This is a genomic window from Micromonospora sp. NBC_01405 (assembly GCF_045040155.1).
Taxonomy (GTDB): Bacteria; Actinomycetota; Actinomycetes; order Mycobacteriales; family Micromonosporaceae; genus Micromonospora.
Map to the genome: position 1 here is coordinate 7,081,483 of NZ_CP109532.1, position 17,300 is coordinate 7,098,782.

Sequence of the window (17,300 nt, forward strand, 5' to 3'; positions counted from 1 at the left end):
TGCCGCCGACGGCGACGGCCACCGTCAGGTCGCCGCCGCCTCCCCGGCCGGCACCGCGGCACCGACCGGAGGCCCCTTCGCCCCGATGAGACGGGCGACCACCGCCCGGGATGACACACCCAGCTTGGCGAAGATGTTCGACAGGTGCATCTCCACCGTCTTCTCGGTCACGAACAGTTCCTGCGCCACCCGCCGGTTCGTCAGGCCCTGGCTCACCAGCACGGCGACCTGCCCCTCCCGACGCGTGAGCAAATTGAGGCCGGCCGCCTCCGCACGGTCGTCCGGGCCTGCCCGACGCGATGAACGCGCCGCGAGTCGACGCCGTTCCACCACGGCCCGTCGGGCCAGCCGGTGCGCGCCCCATCCCTCGAACGCGGCCTGGACCGCCTTGATCTCCCGGTAGCTGTCGTCGACCTGGCCGAGCGCGGCCAGCGGGCCGACGGCCACCATCCGGGCCCGGGCGGCATCCACCACCATGCCGGCGGAGGCCAGTTCGCGTGCCGCCACCTGCGCGGTGGCCACCGCCCGCGCCGGGTCCTCGGCGGCCAGCACCTGCGCCCGGGCGAGCAGGGCCAGACCGGTGTGGCCCGGCAGGTCGAGCACCGCGGCGACGGCGGCGGCGCGGTCGGCCCAGTGCGCCGCCAGCTCGGCCCGCCCCGCGACCAGCTCCGCCCGCGTCATCGCCTCGCACCAGCTGGCCTGCGAGCACAGGTCGGAAGCGGGCGGGCCATCGTCACCGGGCCCGGTCCGGGCCAGGTACCCGGCCACGTTCCCGCCGGCCAGACCGATCTCCACCAGCAGCCGGCGGACCAGCAGCGCGTACGGGCCCTCGGGCAGCACCGGCAGGGCATCCACGTCCGGGTCGGCCTCCGTGGTGGGCCGTATCTGGCTGTCCAGCCAGGCCAGCAGGGTGCGGGCCACGGCGATCTCGCGGTCGCCGCCGACCGCGGTGGCCACCTCCACCGCCCGCTGCGCACACTCCTGCGCCTCGAGTAACCGGCCTCTGGCCTGCATCGTCACCACCAGGGCCGCGTAGAGCCGGGTGAGCAGCAGCAGTTGCCCGCCCTGTTGGGCACCAACGACCGCCCGGTCCAGGTGGCGGAGCGCGTCGTCGAAGCGTTCGTGCAGTATCTCGGCCTCGATCACCCAGGCGGCGGCCCGCAGGCTGCGAACGAACTCGCCGTCGAGCATCGCGTCGAGCAGGTCGACCGCCTGGTCCAGCCGCCGGCGCGCGGCTGGCATGTCCAGCGCGGCGGTGTCCGCCACCGCCAGCAGGGCGAGCGTGGTGGCCTCCGCCGAACGGACCTGGTGGCGATGGGCTGCGGCGTACGCCACGGCGGCCATCTCGCGGGCGGCGTCGGCGTGACCGGCGGCCAGTTCCAGACAGGCCAGTTCGAACATGAGCATGGCCCGGCCGATGCTCTGGGTGGCGGGCAGCGCGGCCAGCTCCGCCCGGGCCAGCGCACCCGCCTCGGCACGTCGGGACAGCGACAGCTCCACCATGATGCAAAGGGCGACCGCGTGCGCACGGCGGGTCGTCGGTCGACGTTGCAACAGCCGCAGCGCCTCGTGCAGCGCGTCCCGGCTCGCCAGCAGCTCGCCGACGGCGGCGGTCAGTTGAGCGAGGCGGACCAGCAGCACCACGCGCCGCTGGTCGTGGTCGGGCTGGTGTGGCAGCAGCCGCAGGGCCACGCGCAGCCAGTACGCCGCGGTGACCGGCGCGTGGTGCTGCACCGCCATGGCGGCCCGGTGCAGCGTCGACACCGCGGTCAGGTCACCGGGACGGGCGATGCGGGCGACATGCGGGGCCAGCGCCTGGGGCGGGGCGCCACGCCGGCACAGCGCAGCCGCCGCCCGGTCGTGCGCGGCCAACTGCCAGCCCGGGCTGACCGCGTCGTAGACCGCCCGCCACAGCACGGCATGCCGGAAGCCGATCAGCCGGCCACCGGCGACCCGACGGACGACGTCCAGTTCGGCCAGTTCGTCCAGCGCTCGATGCACCTCGGCGTCCCGGCACTGGCCGATCTGCGCGACCAGCGCCGGCTCGAACACCTCTCCCGCCACCGCCGCCGCGTCGAGGACGATGCGGCTCAGCGGGGAGGCAGCCTCCAGCTCCCCGACCAGCCTCATCCGCAGCGCGGCGGGCAGCTCGCCGACGACCACCGACGCGGTGCTGCACAACCCGGTGGCGGCGGCGGCCAGCGCGTGCAGGTGCAACGGGTTGCCACCGCTGTGGCGGTAGACGGCGGACTGCCACGGCGCGCTGCACCGCGATCCGAGCAAGGTCTGTGCGTCCTGCTCGCTGATCAGCCCGAGCGGTATCTCCCGCACCCACTCGTCGCCCGGCGCGCCGACCAGGGCGGTGTGCAGGCGTACCGGGGCCTGCCGGGGCCGATAGGCCAGCACGACCAGTAGCGGCACCGGTGACGGGGAGCGCACGAGCTGGTTCAGCAGTGCGATGGTCGTCTCATCGGCCCAGTGCATGTCGTCGACGAGGACGACCAGGGTGTTGGCGTCCGCGTCACCGGCCCGGTTCACGAGGTCGCGCACCAGGTGGCTGGGCGCGGTGGCACCCGACGCCTCGCCCGCGGCGGTCTGCCGGTTGGCGCAGCGGTCGCAGTCGACCAACGCGTCGAGCAGCGGGGCCAGGGGTTGTGACCGCTGGCCCCGGGTGGCCGAGCTGGACACCACCCGGGCGCCCTGGCGACGGGCCAGCTCACCGAACTCGCCAAGCAACCGGGTTTTCCCGATGCCGGGATCGCCGGTGACCGCCACAACCCGGACTCCGGCTCGACCGGTCGCCTCCAGGACGCTCCGCAGGGCCGCCAGTTCGGTGTCCCGGCCCACGAACGGGGTCATCAGCACCACTGCCCCGACGTGGGCCCGCCGCCGCCAGGTGTCCATCGAGCCCAGGAACCGGCCATTCTAGATCGACTCCCGTCTTCCAGATGATCGATCATCCGCAATGGAGATTAGCAGGGTTGGATTGGTTTGCGGGCCGTTATCGACACCAGAGTCACGCCACGCACGCCCATGCATGTGCTTGATCCTAGGGAACTCCCCAGTGCCCGACAAACAGCCACAAGTCCATAATCTACGGTAGCCATGCATGAGATGGAGGCGTCATTGAGCAGACGGCTGTACGCCCTCCCTGTCGACCAGACGGGCTGGCACATCAAGGCGGGAAACACCACCGTATTCGACTGGGACTACGACGACAGCCGGGACAAACTGCTCAGCCTCTATGAAAAGGGCAAACAGCGGCAGTGGAACGCAGCGGAACGACTCGACTGGACCATCGAAATTGATCATGACGATCCGATGGGCATACCGGAGGAATCGGTCGCCATCTACGGGTCGCGCACCTGGCAATCACTCAATAGCAGAGAAAAGGCCAACGTCCGACTACACATGAACTCGTGGCAATTCTCCCAGTTCCTTCACGGCGAACAGGGCGCCCTCATCTGCTCCGCCAAGATCGTGCAGACCGTGCCGGACATCGACTCCAAGTTCTACGCCGCCACCCAGGTGGTGGACGAGGCCCGCCACGTCGAGGTGTACTCCCGCTACCTGCGGGAGAAGATCGGCTTCGCCTACCCCATCAACCCGCACTTCAAGGCCCTGCTCAACGACATCATTTCCGACTCCCGCTGGGACATGACCTACCTCGGCATGCAGGTCCTCATCGAGGGCCTTGCCCTGGCCGCGTTCGGGCAGATCCGCGACTACTCCAAGGAACCCCTCGCGCAGGCGCTCAACGCCTACGTCATGCAGGACGAGGCACGGCACGTGGCATTCGGTCGACTGGCCCTGCGCGACTACTACCCCGAGCTGACCCAGGCCGAGCGCGACGAGCGCGAGGAGTTCTGCATCGAGGCCTGCTACATGCTTCAGCAGCGCTTCGTCGGCGAGGAGGTCTGGACCGCACTCGACCTGGACGCCGCCGAGTGCGTGGCCTTCATGCGCGAGTCCGAGCACTACCAGTACTTCCGATCCAAGCTGTTCTCCCGGATCGTGCCCACGCTCAAGGACATCGGCCTGTTCGGCCCGAAACTCCAGCGGGCCTTCCGCGACATGGGCGTGCTCAGCTACCAGGACGCCGACCTCGACCGGCTGATGGCCGATGACGAGAAGGTCGCCGACGAGGTCGACCGGCTGCGCCGGGAGCAGGTCGCGCAGGCGATCCGGTTCGGCGCAGATTCGTCCTGACTCCCACCGAGCGGCCGGCCCGAGAGGAGATCGCCCCGTGCGCACCCCCGCTGAGTCCACCAACTACGTCCCGCAGGCGTTGGCGCTGTTCGAGAAGCACGGTCCGGCCGAGGCGATCGTGCACCAGGACCGCCGGCTGACCTACGCCGACCTGCGGGAAGGCGTCCAGCACCTGGCCGAGGCCCTGCGCGGGCAGGGAATCGGTGCGGGCCACGCGGTGGCGGTGGTTGCCAACAACCACCCCGACGTGGTCATGCTGCACTTCGCGCTGCACCTGCTGGGCTGCCGGTCCGTCTGGGTGGCCCGCGCACCCCTGGAGCACCAGCTCGGCTTCCTCCGCCAGGCCCGCCCGGACGCCCTGGTGTACGACCCCCGCACCCACGCCGAGTCCGGCGTCGAACTGGCCCGCCGGGCCGCTGCCCCGGCCGTGTTCAGCCTCGGCCCCGGCACCCTCGGCACCGACCTGTGGCGGGCACCCCGCACCGCGGTGGACCCGGCCGACGCCACGGGCGAGCCGGCGTCGGTGTTCCAGACCAGCGGCACCACAGGACGCCCCAAGCTGGTCCACCACCGCAACCTGCTGTTCCAGACGATCCTGGAACTCGCCACCCGGTGGGCGGGAGAGGGCCGTCCGACCCGCCACCTCTACTACGGTGTCTTCTGGCACGTCAGCTCCCAACTGGGCGTCATGGGCATGCTGTTCGCCGGTGGGACGCAGGTGATGTGCGACTCCTTCGACGCGGAGCGGTTCTTCACCCTGATCGAGCAGGAGCGCATCACCAGCACGAACGCAGCCTCGCCCCGCCTGTACGAGATGCTGGACTGCCCGCTGCTCGGCCGGACCGACCTGAGCAGCCTGGAAATGATCACCCTGGGCGGATCGACCGTCGCCCCGGCCCGGCTGACCCAGGCACTCGAACGCTTCGGGCCCATCGTGCGCGTCGCCTACGGGATGAGCGAGGCCCCCCTGATCACCGAACTCAACGGCGACGAGCACGACCCGAGCCGGCCTCACCTGCTGCGCTCCTGCGGACGCGCCTACGGCGACGTGCGCATCGCCGTCCGGGACGACGCCGGGCGGGATCTGCCGCCCGGACAGCACGGTCACGTGTGGATCTCCGGTTCACTGGTCATGGCCGGGTACTGGGGCCAGCCGGAGCTGACCGCCGGAACACTGGTCGACGGCTGGCTGCGCACCGGGGACACCGGACATCTCGACGAGGACGGCTACCTCTACCTGGTGGGGCGCGACCAGGAGCTGATCGTCACCGGCCCCGGTGCGGTCAACGTCTACCCGGGACCGATCGAGGACGTCCTGACCGCCCACCCCGACGTCCACGACGCGGCCGTCACCGCCGTGCCGGACGACGCCTACGGTGAGGCGGCGTACGCCTTCGTCGTGCCCGTGCCGGGCGCCACCGTCACCCCCGAAGAGCTCCGCGACCTGGTCACCGAGCGACTCGACACCAACTGGACGCCCCGCGACGTGGAGTTCGTCGACGCGTTGCCCACGATCGGCTACGGGAAGGTCGACAAACGCGCACTCCGTGACCGCTATCTCGCCCGTACCGGCACGGCAGTCGGTCCACCGGAGTGACGGTGCCCACCCGGTCCCGGGTCGCTCTCGTCGGGCTGCTCACCGCCGGAACGATCTCCGACACCGGCACCCGGGTGTCCACGGTGACCCTGCCCTGGCTGGTCCTGGTCACCACCGGCAGTCCCACCCGGATGGGCCTGGTCGTCGCGGCCGAGATGCTGCCCTACGTGCTGACCAGCGCGCTGGGCCCGCCGCTGGTGGACCGGCTCGGCGCCCGCCGGGTCTCCATCACGGCCGACCTGGCCAGCGCCGCGGGCATGGTGCTGCTGGCCAGCGTCTACCATCTCGGGTTCGCCACGCTACTCGGCCTGGTCGCCGTCATCGGTGTCCTCCGTGGTCTCGGGGACAACGCGAAGCGGGCGATGGCGCACGCCACCATCGCAGCCGCGGGCGCGTCCATGGCCCGGGTCAGCGCCATCGACGACGGCCTGCACCGGACGAGCATCCTCGTCGGCGCTCCAGCCGCCGGCGTGATCATCGCCTGGTTCGGCATCACCCAGGCCATCCTGATCGACGCGGCGTCCTTCGCCGTGGCCGCGGCCGTCGTGACGGCGCTGATCCCGGCATCCATCGGGCGGCCCACGCACACCGCCGCGGCGGACCGGGAGCCGTACCTGAAGGCGCTCGGCATCGGGCTGCGTCACCTGCGCCAGGACCAGGTCGCCGTCGGGATCTTCGCGGTGATGTTCATCATGAACCTGTTCAACCAGGCCAGCGTCGCCGTCTACATCCCCGTCTGGGTCGACCGGGTGCTCGGCAACCCGGCCGCGCTCGGCGCGGTCAGCGCCGCGCTCGCCCTCGGCGCGCTCGTCGGCAACATCGGCTTCACCATCGCCGCCAACCGGCTGCCCCGGTACGTCACCTTCACGCTCGGGCTGCTCGTCGGTGGGGCCCCACGCTTCCTGGCCCTGGCGTTCAGCCACGACCTGCTGGTGGTGATCGCCATCACCTTCGTCTGCGGCGTGGCGCTGTCCTCCGTCAATCCGATCATCGCCGCCACCATCCTGGAACGCACTCCGCCACCGTTGCAGGCCCGGATGTTCGGCCTCGCCACGGCGGTCTCCTGGGCCAGCATCCCGATCGGCGGCGTACTCGGCGGCTGGGCCGCGTCCACGCTGGGGTTGACCACCGCGATCGCCCTGAGTGGACTGTTGTACCTGCTGGTGGCGCTCACCCTGGTGCTGCGTCCCGCCCGTTGGCGCCGCCTGGACGAACCGCCACCCACCACGGCGACCACCGCCGAACCGGCCCGGACGTGACCACCACCGCGGCGATGTGGCCGCCACCGATCCCGCCGACCCCGACGCCCCACGTCGGCAGCCTCGGCGACGTCCCGACAACCCCAACGGTCCACGTCCCCCCGCTCCACCCGTGACCGGTCAGCACTGCGGAAGGCGCCAACGACATGCACGTTCGAGACGACTACGGGCTCACCATCGCCGAAGCGGACGCGCAACAGGCACTCGCCGCACATCGCGCCGGTGACCTGCCCCCGGTCGCACTCATCCGGGTTCCCGCCCCGCCCCGGGACGCCTGGGCGGACCTCGCCCGGGCCGGATTCGTCCGCAAACCGAGTTGGCTGAGCTGGCGGGCGCCCACGCCACGCTCGGTCGACGACTACGCCGCCCGGCTCCCCCGCAAGGCCCGCCAGGACCTCCGCCGGGCCCTCGACCGGGCGGCCGGCGCTGACGTACACATCGAGGTGCACCGGACGCTCAGCGGCGACCAACTCGACCCGTTCCTCGCCCTGTACGAGAACCGGGTCAACGGCATGCGTTTCGGCTTCTCGTTCGCCGGCTCGATGCGCGCCGGCATGATCGACAATCCGAGGACCTTCGGCGTGTTCGCGTACGAGAAGGGCAAACTGGTCGGCGGCTGCCTGTGCCGGGAGTACCCGGAGGACAACTCGGTGTGGCTGCTGTTCTCCGCCGTCGAGTCCCGCTGGCGGGAGCACAGCCTCGCCCGGGTGATCTACCTGCACGCCTTCGAGGAGACCCGCAGGCGCGGCTGCCCCGAGGTGACCATGGGCAACGACCCCAACCTGTACGGGCACGTCGCCAAACCCGGCCTGTTCCTGTTCAAGACCCGCCTCGGCTTCGAGCCGGTACCCGCCAAACCCATCGGCCGGGCCCCGGCCGGCGACTGCGCCGACCTGCTGATCTCCGTCGGGGCGCTGACCACACCCGTGGTCGTGCTGGGCTATGCCGATGACGATTCCCACGATGCCGCCAGCACGCCCCGACTGACCGCCCACGTCTACGGTGCCGGGCCGGAGGTCGACATCGGCCGGTACACCACCCGCACCGTCCGCACGGCCAGCCGCGTCGACCTGCCGGCGCCGATGGCCCCCACCAGCGTCTGAGCCCCCGAGTCGCAGTCCTGCTTCACCGTCGTACCCACCGGCCGCTGCGGACCTGACCTGCCCAGGGCACCTGAGCCGCACAGCCCCCGATCGTGAGGGTGGAAATGGTCTGTTCGCTCGTCTGCGCCTGCTCGCCCGCCGAGGCGGCGCACGTGCCCCGTCGTCGGCTCCGGATGTCCCCATGAACACGGACCTCACTCAGGGAAGATCAATGCCCGACCAGCAGACCGCGCCAGCAGCGACGAGGATCTCCGTGCTCGGGCCGTTGCGCGTCGAGCATTTCAATCGCACCGTGCCACTCGGGCCGAAGGTCTCCGGCCTGCTGTCGGCGCTGGTGCTCCGCGTCGGCCGGCCGGCCGACGCGCGCCAGCTCGTCGACCTGCTGTGGGGTAAGTCCGCCTCGGCGGCAGCCGAGACGACTCTCCGCAGTCACGTCTCGCACCTGCGCCAGAAGCTGGAACTCCCGCCCGGGCAGGACGGTTCGGGGGCCACCGTGCGGACGGTGGGTACGCCGGCCAGCAGGGGCTACCTGCTGGAGCTGGAACGGGACAGCATCGACGCACACGTCTTCGAGAACGCGGTGGTCGACGGGAGCCGGTTGCTGCGGACCGGCGGTACCGCGGAGGCGCGGCAGGCGGCGAAGCTGCTCCGGGACGGACTGGCGCTGTGGCGCGGCACCGCGTTCGCGGACATCGCCCACTGGTGGGGCGCCACGGCCGAGATCAATCGCCTGGACGCCCTGCGCCGCTCCGCGATGCAGATCCGCGCCGAGGCGCTTGTCGAGATCGGCAGCTACGTCGAGGCCACGGGGGAACTCGCCGGCATGATCGCCGTTGATCCGTACAACGAGAAGGTGCGTCGCCTGCTGGCGCTGGCGCTCTATGCCGACCAGCGGGTGGACGAGGCGGCCGAGGTCTGCCGCGAGGGACTGACCCTGCTGGCGTGCCGTGGTCTCGACGCACCCGACCTGCATGACCTCCAGCGGAGGATCCTGCGGAGGACGGTTCCGGTCGAGGCCCGTCCGGCCGTCCCCCGGCTGCTGCCGCCGGCACCGCCGATCTTCGTCGGTCGGGCCGCCGAGCTGGAGACGGGCACCCGGCTGCTGGACGGCGCGGGCTGGCGTCCGAAGACGCTCGTCCTCAGCGGCCCGGCGGGCATCGGCAAGAGCACCTTCGCCGTCCACCTGGCGCACCGGCTCGCCGATCACCTGCCGGGCGGGCAACTCTACGTTGACCTGCGCGGATTCGACGCCCTCTGTCCGCCGCTGTCCGTTCCGGAGGTGATCCGGACCGTCCTGCTGGCCCTGGGCGTGCCGCCGGACCGCCTGCCCGTCAGTGTGGACGGCCAGTTGGCGTTGTACCGCAGCCTGCTCGTCGACCGCCGGATGCTGATCGTGTTCGACAACGCGGCGGACGCCCACCAGGTACGGCCGTTGCTGCCCGCAGCGGCGGGCTGCCCGGTCATCGTGACCAGTCGCAGCAGGCTCACCAGCCTGGTGGCGACCGGCACGGCCCTGCCACTCTCGCTCGGCCCGTTGTCCGATGTCGAGGCGCGGGAGCTGCTCGAACGGCGCCTGGGCGTCGATCGGACCGCCGCCGAGCCGGCGGCGGTGACCGACCTCGTCGACCACTGCGGCGGCAACCCGCTGACCCTGGCGGTGACCGCCGCCCAGGCGGCCAACTTCCCGGGGCTGCGGCTGGCGGAGCTGGCCGCCGAACTGCGGGTGCCCGAGACCCGGGTCGACGCCCGGTCCACGGTCGAGGCCGCCGCCGACGGACCCGGCACCGGTCACCTCGTGGCGGCCCCCCGGGATCAGCTCGTGACGGCCTCCTGGGCACCGTAGGTCGCCGGGGCGCCCAGGACGTCCCGCACCATGAGCACGGCCTCCAGCCGGTTGCGGGCACCGAGCTTGGCGAGCGCGTGCGAGACGTGGCTCTTGACGGTGGCCATCGACACCCCGCAAACCTCCGCCGCCTCGGCGGTGGTCAGCCCCTCACCGAGCCGGCAGAGCACCTCGCGTTCCCGGGCGGTCAGCTTCTGCACGGCGTCCTGGGACCGTCGGTCCGTCGCAGCCGGGTTGACGTAGAGGTTCAGCAGGGCCGGGGAGAGCACCCGGTTCCTGCCGGTGACCGCCTGCACACTGCCGGCCACACCGCCGAGGTCGGCCTCCTTCACCAGGCAGCCGGCCGCGCCGGCCGACACCGCCGCGTCGAGACTGCGCCGGGACCAGTCCAGGCACAGGAGAACGACCCTGATCCGTCGGGCGGTCAACTGCCGGATCGCACCGACCATCGGTTCCCCGTGGCTGGATCCGAGGACCGCCACGTCGACGCGTTGCAGGGGCCAGTCCGCCAAGGGGCGGCGGCTGTCCACCTCCGCCACGACGTCGAGCTGGTTGTTGCCGTTGAGCACGTCGTGCAGTAGCTGACGCCAGAGCGGGTCGTGGTCCGCTACCAGGACACGGGTCCTCAGGTGGGGGCGGGTCTCGCCACCGTCGGACGCCGACCGCGGCCGGAACTGGTGCGTCGTGCCCTGGATCACCGTCATCTCGGCACCTCTGTCTGCAGGTCGGCTGCGCTCGATCGCCGTGCTCCGTCGCGGAACCGAAACTCGTAACGGATCCGCCGCTGTGCCTCACCGAGCAGCGCTGCCAGGTCGGCATGCCGGTCACAACGGCCCCAGAGCAGGTCGAGGTGCCGGGTCATCACGTCGGCGTCGAGGATGTCACCCACACGGGTGTACGCCCGGAAGCCGTCGATGCCGTCGAGGCGGCGGACCTCGGCCGCGCCGCCGATCGAGAGGAGTTCGCAGGGCTCGACCGGGGCCAGGGTGTGGTACTGGAAGTGGACCTGGCCCGGCTGGTCGACCGGGGGTGCGGTCACCGGTTGGCCCAGTGCCAACTGCCCGGCGAGGCGGACCACGTCGAAGCCCGCGCAGTGCCGGGCCAGGGCGTTGATGTGACCGCCCAGGCGACCGTTCACCTCGATGATCCGGGGCCCGCGCCCGGTCAGCTTGATCTCGGTCTGGGTCAGACCGGGGCCCAGGTCGAGCGCGGTGAGGGCACGCGTGGCGAGGTCGAGGATCTCCTGTCGCTCCGCGTCGGTCACCGCCGCCGGCCAGAACTGCCCCACCTCCCGGAAGGGCGGTGCCAGCGGCAGTTTCCCGGTGACGGCGAGGTGCCGCAGCCCGTGCGGCCCGTGGTAGCTCTCCACCGACACGAAGTCGCTGTACGGGCCGTCGGACCGGCCCACCAGCAGCTCCTCCACCACGACGGTGGCCGCCCGGCCGGCGGGCAGGAGCGGGGCGAGTACCCGGTGTGCCGCCGCGTCGTCGGTGACCACGTACGTGTTGCGGCTGCCCTGGCCGTACACGGGCTTGACCACGGCGGGCAGGCCGACGTGCTCCCGGGCAGCGGCCCACTCGTCGATCGAGGAGATCGGGCGGCTCCGGACGTCGTCGACGCCGCGCAGGCGCAACCGCTCGCGTTGTCGCACCTTGCTGGTCAGCATCTCGGTCGTGGCGATCGGATGGAAGGGCAGTCCGAGCGCATCGGCCAGCCACGCCGTGACCGGCAGCATCGGCTCGGAGAAGGTCAGCACCGCCGCCGGGTTGAGCCGCCGCACCGCCGCCAGATCCGCCTCGCGGTCGACGGTCAACGGCACGACGTCGCCCAGCCGGCGCAGCACCTCCCCGGTCCGGCGGGTGTGGTCGCTCGGGTTGACCAGGAACGCCACCGGGCCGAGTGCCCCCAGCCCGACGGCGATCTCCGCGGCCGACGCGGCGCCGCGGTCGTACACGACCACCAGCGGGCCGGCCATCAGTCGGGCATCCCCGCCACCGAGTGCAGCGCACTGCGGTACAGCTCCAGGTACGTCGTCGCCTGCGCCTTGTCGAACAGGTCGGGGTCGTAGGCGACCGCGACGGCGGTGCCGAAGTCACGAGAGTTGATCATAAAGTCGACCATGAACGGGAAGCTGGCCTTGTCGAACGCCCACCACGCGCCGGGCCGGATCGCGGTCAACTGACCCAACTGGTCGTACACGTGGAAGTGGGTGAAGTTGAACGCCACGTCGAACGGTGGCCGGCCCAGCCGCTGCTCGATCATCGCCAACGGGTACCGGCGGTGCCGCATCCCCCGCTGCTCGGCGGCGAGGGCGCTGCGGCACAGTTCCCCCTGCTCCGCCGGCACGACCGGGACACGAATGGGCACCGTGTTGAGGAACAACCCGACGAGCAGGTCGGCACCGGCGGTCTCCGGCCGCCCGTTGACCGTCAGTCCGGTCACCACGTCGCGGTCCCGCCCGGTCCAGGTGCTCAGGGCCCGGACGTGGCAGCCGAGGACCAGACTCTTCAGGGGAACACCGATGGTCCCGGCGGCGGCCCGGAGGCCGTCCAGCAGGGTTTCCCCCACCTCGAAGCTGATCGTCTCGCGGGGGTCAGCCGCACCGCCGAACCGCCCCCGGTCGAGCAGGAGCCCGGGAACGTCCGCCTCGGTGTGCCAGTAGTCGACGGCCTCCTGGTTGTCGATCGCCTCCCGTTCCAGCCGGAGGAACTCCCGTTGGCCGGACTCCGGCGGCAGCGGCAGGCCGGACGGGCGGCCGGTGAGTCTCGCGTCGTACAGCGCGAGCAGTTCGTAGCAGAGTCGCGCGTAGCTCCAGCCGTCGAGGATCGCGTGGTGGATCGTGAGGGTGAGGTGGAAGCGGTCCTGGAGCGCCACCACGTGGCAGCGGACGACCGGCGGGCGCCCCCAGTCGAGGGCCTGGGACAACTGCGCCTCGCGCCAACGGGCGACCGGTTCGGCCGTGGTGGCGTACTCGACGGCCAGCGGTGGGTCCACCGAGGACCACAGCAGTTGCGCGGGGACGCTGTATCCGCCCAGGTCGAAGGAGGAGCGCAACGCCTGGTGACGGTCGCACAGCTCGGCCAGTGCGGCGGTGAACAGCGACTCGTCGAACGGCCCGGTCACCTCGACACCGACGAGATCCTGGTAGAGACGGGGATCACCCGACGCCTCGCTCAGGTAGATGATCCCCACCTGCAGGGCGGAGGCGGGCCAGGCGTCGCGTACCCCCGCCGGCATCAACGCCTGGTCATAGGGATCCAGGAGACCGAACGGCCGGTGCTGACGCCCTTCCTCGCCAGGTTCGTCACGTCCCTGGCGGCCGGCCACCGCCGCCACCAGCTCGCTGACCGTCGGAAAGAACAGCAGGTCGCGCAGTTCGATGGGGATACCCCGCGCGTTGGCGTCCGCGACCACCCGCAGGGCGATGAGCGAGTCCCCGCCGAGGGCGTAGAAGTCGTCATCGGGGCCGACCGGCTGGTCACCGAGGTGCCGTCGCCAGATCTTCACCATGGTCTGCGTCGCGTCGCTCATTCGTCGGACTCCCTCGGGGATGCGGTGCGCCGCCGGGTCAGCACCGGCAGATGTGTGATGCCGGCGATGAAGTTCGATGCCAGGTGCTCCACCGGTCCGTTGAGCTCGATCCGGTCGAACGCCCGGAACAACTCGGTGAAGAAGACGGCCAGCGTCACCCGCGCCAGCGGTGCCCCGAGGCAGTAGTGCGGGCCGAATCCGAAGGCGATGTGCCGGTTGTCCGGGCGGGTGATGTCGAACCGGTAGGGATCGGTGAAGGTCTCCGCGTCCCGGTTTGCCGACCCGATCCAGACCGCGACCGCCTCGCCCCGGCGTACCAGGCCGCCGCTGAGTTCCACGTCCTGCTGGGCGTGCCGCAGGAAGCTGTTGGCCGGCGACGTCCACCGCAGGCCCTCCTCCACCAGGCCGGCCACCGCCTCGGGCGCGGCGACCGACTGCGCCGGATGTTCGATCAACGCGAGGATGGTTCCGGTGACGGCGTGCGGGGTGGTGGCGTTCGCGCCGAGCAGCATGCTGTAACAGTTGTAGATGACCTCTTCGGTGGTCAGCGGCCGGCCACCGGCCAGCATGCTGGTCAGGTGCCCGATCAGATCGTCCCGCCGCTGGCACCGGTCGTCGCGCAACTGACCGGCGAAGTAGTCGAACAGGCCGTGGTGGGCGATGGCCAGGGTGGCGGCCGGGTGCCGCACCCTCAGCCCGGGGTCCTCCGGTGCGGCGGCCATCGCCGTGTACCGGGTCAGCTCGGCCCAGTCCGGTTCGGGGATTCCCATGAGCATTCCGGCGACCGCCATCGGCAACTGCGCGACGCACTCGGCGAGGTCCCACTCCGTACGGTCGAGCACGGGGCGCAGAACCCGGCGGACCGCCCGTACGACGCCTGGTTCGAGGTCCCGTACCGCCCGGGCACTCAGCACGCGGTTGAGCGGGGTGCGCAGCTCGGTGTGCCGGGGCGGGTCCGTCGACACCAGCATCAGGCCGGCCGCCGAGTCGCCGTGGCCCAACTGCTGCAGGAGGCTGCCCCGCTCCGAGGTGAACCCGCGGTGGTCGCCCAGCACCCGGCAGGCGTCCCGGTACCTGGTGACCGACAGGAAGGTCCGGCCGTCCGGCAGGTCCTGCCGGTGCAGCGGATGCCGGGCCCGCATCTCGGCCCACACCGGGTGCGGGTCACCGGTCGCGTAGAAGTCGGGGGCGAACAGGTCGACGTCCCCCACCGGCACGGTCAGGGCTGCCACGGCGCTGGAGATCCTCACGGGAGCTCCCGGTGGGCCGCCTGCACGGTGCGGGCCAGTCCGGCCGGCGTCGGGTCGGTGTAGAAGGCCAGCGGGGACACCTCGACACCGTGCGCCTGCCGGAGTTCCGTGAGAATCTGCACCCCGAGCAGCGAGTGGCCGCCGAGTTCGAAGAAGTCGTCGTCGGCGCCGATGCCGTCCAAGCCCATGAGGTCCTCCCAGAGCTGGGTGATGGTCAGCTCCAGCTCCGTACCCGGTTTGCGGTGGTCGGCGCTCACCTCGGGCCGGCTGTGCGACTCGCGGCTGGCCAGCTCGGTGCGGTCGACCTTGCCGTTCGCCGTCAACGGCAGCACGTCCAGCCTGGTCACCCGGGCGGGGACGGCATACGACGGCAGTACTGCGGTCAGCCGTCGGCGCAGGTCCAGCACGGATGCGGTCCCGGTGAGGAAGGCCGCGAGGCGTCGGCCCCCGCGGGCGTCGTCCTGCACCACGACCGCCGCACCCGTCACGCCCGGCACGCCGACCGCCACCGCCTCGACCTCGGCCGGCTCGACCCGGAAGCCCCGGATCTTGACCTGCCGGTCCCGCCGGCCGACGAACTCCAGGTGCTCCCCGGTACGCCGGACCAGGTCGCCGGTGCGGTACATGCGCGCACCGGGGGTGGCGGCGAAGGGGTCGGCGAAGAAGCGGGCCGCGGTGAGGGCCGGGTCACCGAGGTAGCCGTGGGCGATCCCCGACCCGCCGACGTACAGTTCCCCGACCTGACCGTCGTCCACCGGCCCGAGCCGGTCGTCCAGGACGTACGCGGTGGTGCCGCGGATCGGCCGCCCGATCGGGACGGTGCTGCCGGTGACCAGGGAGCTCATCCGGTGGCAGGTACTGAAGGTGGTGTTCTCCGTCGGCCCGTACCCGTTGATCAGAACGGTGTCGGGCAGCGCGGTCACGGCGCGGTTCACGTGCGCTACGGAGAGCACGTCCCCACCGGCGATCAGGTGCCGCAGGCCGCGCAGGTGGTCGAGGCCGACCTCGACCACCCGGTGGAACAGGCCGGCGGTGAGCCACAGCACCGTGGCACCGTGCTCCGCGACGAAGGCGCACAGCTCCTCCGGCGAGAGGTCGACCGGCGGCGGGACGACGAGGCAGGCCCCGTTGAGCAGCGGGGCCCACACCTCCAGCGTGGAGGCGTCGAACGCCAGCGGCGCGTACTGGACGAACACGTCGTCGGGGCGTACCGGCAGGAAGTCGCTGTCCACCACCAGGCGGACGACGGCCCGGTGCGGTACGCACACTCCCTTGGGCAGGCCGGTGGACCCCGAGGTGTAGGCGAGGTAGGCGAGGTGGGCGGGACCGGACTGGCCGGCGGCGAACCCGGCCGGTCCGTCGTCCCCGGTGTCCTCGACCGGCAGGGCCCGGCACCCGGCCGGCAGGTCCGACAACCCGGCCGACGTGGTGAGGACCAGTTCGACGGCCGCGTCCCGGAGGATGGCGTCACGGCGCTCCGGCGGGTAGCGGTCATCGAGCGCGACGTACGCGGCGCCGCAGCGGAGGATCGCCAGCAGACCGACCACGGTCGCGGCGGACCGGGGCAGGTGCACTCCCACCACCGTCCCCGGTACCGCGCCCGCCTGCCGCAGCCGGCGGGCGAACCGGTCGACGCGCCGGTGCAGCTCGGCGTAGGTCAGCTCACCGTCCCAGGCCCGTACCGCCGTCCGGGCGGGGTGCCGTGCGGCGACCTGCCGGAACATCTCGTCCATCATCGCGGGGCACGCTCCTGTAGTTGCGCCGACAGCAGGGCGAGCAGCGGCTCGGGTGCGGTCAGGAACTCGTAGTGGCCCCCCGCGAGGACGTCGAACCGCACGTCGTCGCCGTAGTGCTCCCAGCCGCGTAGTTCGGCCCCGGTCACCTCCGGGTCGTCGGCCCAGCGCAGCACCGTGACGGACATCGGGACCGGCGCCGGCTCGTCGATCCGGTAGTGGCGGTTGGCCTCGAGGTCCTCGCGCAGTACCGCCAGGCTGAGGGCCAGCATCGCGGGATCCGGCTGTCCGCCGCGCCGCACCGCGAGACCGGCCAGTTCGTCGAGGAGTTCCTCGTCGGTGAGGGCCAGGAAGCGGTCGTGCGGACAGTGGTGGGGGGCGACCTGGGCCGAGACCACGAGCCCGGCCGGCGACGCCAGCCGGTCGGCGGGCAGGCGACGAGCCGTCTCGTACGCCGGCAGTGCGCCGGCGCAGTGTCCGAAGAAGACGAACGGCCGGTCCAGCAGCGGCAGCAGTTGCTCGGCCAACACGTCCGCCAGCTGCGCGTAGCTCCGGTAGTGCGGCTCCCGGATGCGGTTCTCCCGACCGGGCAACTGCACCAGGCACACTTCGACCCCGTCGATCCAACGGGGCCACCGGTTGAACATCGACGCACCCATACCCGAGTACGGGAAGCAGAAGATGCGGCCGACGGACTCGTCGGACGGGTCGCGCAGCAGCCAGCGGTTGCGCTTCACGACCCGGCCTCCCGTGCCGGGCCGGCCGGCTGCGGGTC

Annotated in this window: 12 protein-coding genes; 5 read left to right on the forward strand and 7 right to left on the reverse strand. The window is 71.7% G+C overall.

Annotated elements, in window-relative coordinates; all coding sequences use genetic code 11:
* Positions 1–24: 24 nt before the first annotated feature.
* On the reverse strand, positions 25–2,904 hold the full coding sequence (locus tag OG559_RS30290; RefSeq protein ID WP_405110315.1) for an AAA family ATPase: 2,880 nt from the start codon (positions 2,902–2,904) through the stop codon (positions 25–27).
* Positions 2,905–3,126: 222 nt separating this feature from the next.
* On the opposite strand from OG559_RS30290, the gene OG559_RS30295 reads away from it, so the two are divergent.
* From OG559_RS30295 to OG559_RS30315, 5 genes are all read left to right on the forward strand, one after another.
* Positions 3,127–4,209: a ferritin-like domain-containing protein gene (locus tag OG559_RS30295; protein WP_405110318.1), complete on the forward strand. Its 1,083-nt coding sequence runs from the start codon at positions 3,127–3,129 to the stop codon at positions 4,207–4,209.
* Between the two features lie 37 nt (positions 4,210–4,246).
* Positions 4,247–5,806, forward strand: coding sequence for an AMP-binding protein (locus tag OG559_RS30300; protein ID WP_405110321.1), 1,560 nt, complete (start codon positions 4,247–4,249; stop codon positions 5,804–5,806).
* Between the two features lie 2 nt (positions 5,807–5,808).
* A complete protein-coding gene (locus OG559_RS30305) occupies positions 5,809–7,065 on the forward strand; it encodes an MFS transporter (RefSeq protein WP_405110324.1) in 1,257 nt (418 codons plus the stop codon).
* Between the two features lie 146 nt (positions 7,066–7,211).
* Positions 7,212–8,168 (forward strand): GNAT family N-acetyltransferase, encoded by a 957-nt coding sequence (locus tag OG559_RS30310; RefSeq protein WP_405110327.1) that lies wholly within the window; start codon positions 7,212–7,214, stop codon positions 8,166–8,168.
* Between the two features lie 211 nt (positions 8,169–8,379).
* Positions 8,380–10,011 carry a BTAD domain-containing putative transcriptional regulator gene (locus OG559_RS30315; protein WP_405110330.1) on the forward strand — a complete coding sequence of 544 codons (1,632 nt, stop codon included), beginning with the start codon at positions 8,380–8,382 and terminating at the stop codon, positions 10,009–10,011.
* On the opposite strand, the gene OG559_RS30320 is transcribed toward OG559_RS30315, so the two are convergent.
* The 6 genes from OG559_RS30320 to OG559_RS30345 are packed head-to-tail and all read right to left on the reverse strand — an operon-like array spanning position 9,981 to position 17,262.
* Positions 9,981–10,715: a LuxR C-terminal-related transcriptional regulator gene (locus OG559_RS30320; RefSeq protein ID WP_405110332.1), complete on the reverse strand. Its 735-nt coding sequence runs from the start codon at positions 10,713–10,715 to the stop codon at positions 9,981–9,983. The two genes, OG559_RS30315 and OG559_RS30320, sit on opposite strands and share 31 nt — an antisense overlap.
* Positions 10,712–11,986: an acetyl-CoA carboxylase biotin carboxylase subunit family protein gene (locus OG559_RS30325; protein ID WP_405110335.1), complete on the reverse strand. Its 1,275-nt coding sequence runs from the start codon at positions 11,984–11,986 to the stop codon at positions 10,712–10,714. The genes OG559_RS30320 and OG559_RS30325 overlap by 4 nt, the downstream gene beginning before the upstream one ends.
* The gene (locus tag OG559_RS30330; RefSeq protein ID WP_405110338.1) at positions 11,986–13,542 is read right to left on the reverse strand and encodes a condensation domain-containing protein; all 1,557 of its coding nucleotides are present in this window, start codon (positions 13,540–13,542) and stop codon (positions 11,986–11,988) included. The genes OG559_RS30325 and OG559_RS30330 overlap by 1 nt, the downstream gene beginning before the upstream one ends.
* Entirely contained in the window at positions 13,539–14,792 is a 1,254-nt protein-coding gene (locus OG559_RS30335; RefSeq protein ID WP_405110341.1) for a cytochrome P450, read from the reverse strand. Before OG559_RS30335 ends, OG559_RS30330 begins: the two co-directional genes overlap by 4 nt.
* Entirely contained in the window at positions 14,789–16,528 is a 1,740-nt protein-coding gene (locus OG559_RS30340; RefSeq protein WP_405110344.1) for a non-ribosomal peptide synthetase, read from the reverse strand. The genes OG559_RS30335 and OG559_RS30340 overlap by 4 nt, the downstream gene beginning before the upstream one ends.
* On the reverse strand, positions 16,525–17,262 hold the full coding sequence (locus OG559_RS30345) for a thioesterase II family protein (RefSeq protein ID WP_405110347.1): 738 nt from the start codon (positions 17,260–17,262) through the stop codon (positions 16,525–16,527). The genes OG559_RS30340 and OG559_RS30345 overlap by 4 nt, the downstream gene beginning before the upstream one ends.
* Positions 17,263–17,300: the final 38 nt, after the last annotated feature.

Bases quoted from the DNA above. Each gene is read 5' to 3' on its own strand.
- OG559_RS30330 (WP_405110338.1), bottom strand. From the start codon at position 13,542: ATGAGCGACGCGACGCAGACCATGGTGAAGATCTGGCGACGGCACCTC.
- OG559_RS30310 (WP_405110327.1), top strand. From the start codon at position 7,212: ATGCACGTTCGAGACGACTACGGGCTCACCATCGCCGAAGCGGACGCG.
- OG559_RS30320 (WP_405110332.1), bottom strand. From the start codon at position 10,715: ATGACGGTGATCCAGGGCACGACGCACCAGTTCCGGCCGCGGTCGGCG.
- OG559_RS30290 (WP_405110315.1), bottom strand. From the start codon at position 2,904: ATGGACACCTGGCGGCGGCGGGCCCACGTCGGGGCAGTGGTGCTGATG.
- OG559_RS30340 (WP_405110344.1), bottom strand. From the start codon at position 16,528: ATGATGGACGAGATGTTCCGGCAGGTCGCCGCACGGCACCCCGCCCGG.
- OG559_RS30315 (WP_405110330.1), top strand. From the start codon at position 8,380: ATGCCCGACCAGCAGACCGCGCCAGCAGCGACGAGGATCTCCGTGCTC.
- OG559_RS30325 (WP_405110335.1), bottom strand. From the start codon at position 11,986: ATGGCCGGCCCGCTGGTGGTCGTGTACGACCGCGGCGCCGCGTCGGCC.